At 66.5% G+C, this 817-nt stretch carries 2 pseudogenes; both read left to right on the top strand.

What is annotated here, in order from left to right:
* Positions 1–205: pseudogene (locus EN750_RS36970) on the top strand (sugar ABC transporter substrate-binding protein); the annotation flags it as partial.
* Positions 202–817, top strand: a pseudogene (locus EN750_RS36965) (ABC transporter permease); the annotation flags it as partial. The pseudogenes EN750_RS36970 and EN750_RS36965, both read left to right, overlap by 4 nt.

The raw sequence follows: 817 nt of genomic DNA, 5'->3' as shown, positions 1-817 counted from the left end.
CACCGCCACCGTCGCCCAATATCCCTATGTTGTCGGCGCCATGGGCCTCGAGGCCTGTGCAGTGGCCGCCAAGGGCAAGGAACTGCCGGCCAACGTGCCGGCGCCGGTGCTGTTGATCAACAAGGACAATGCCGAAGCCTCGCTGAAGAACTTCCCGCGGCCCGGCGGCGACTATCCCGATCCCTTCCGCGAGATGCTGAAGTGAGCACACCAGCAGACAACGCACCCGCCGCCCATTCGGCGGGTGCTGAGGAGAGCCGTCCCTCCCTGGCGGCTCTCCTCCTCGATCCGTCCTTCTGGGCCGACTGGGCATCCGTCGTCGGCCTGGTCGGCCTCGTCATCGTCTTCGGCATCGCCCAGCCGGTCTTTCTCAGCGTCGCCAATCTGCAGGCGCTGCTGTTGGCGGCGGCGATCCTGGTGGTGCTGTCGATCGGCCAGACCTTCGTCATCGCCACCTCGGGCATCGACCTGTCGCTGGCGGCAGCCGTCATGCTCGGCGCCATCATCCTCGGCCTCGTCAACGCCGCCGGCTACGGCATCTTCGTCGCCTGCGGGCTCGCGGTTCTCGCCACCAGCGCCGTCGGTTTCCTCAACGGGCTGATCATCACCGCAGGCAAGATCCCCGACTTCGTGGTGACGCTCGGCACGCTGTCAGGCATCACCGGCCTTGGCCTCATCCTGTCGGGCGGCGAACCGACCATGGTCGGCTCGACCTTCCTGCTCAGGCTCGCTTCCGGCTCGCTCGGACCGTTCGGTTATCCGGTCTGGGTAGCAATCGCAGCCGTCATCGTCGCGCATATCGCACTCTACCACACAC

This window comes from Mesorhizobium sp. M7A.F.Ca.ET.027.03.2.1 (assembly GCF_003999175.1).
GTDB lineage: Bacteria > Pseudomonadota > Alphaproteobacteria > Rhizobiales > Rhizobiaceae > Mesorhizobium.
This window is presented reverse-complemented; position numbering and strand designations above follow the sequence as displayed.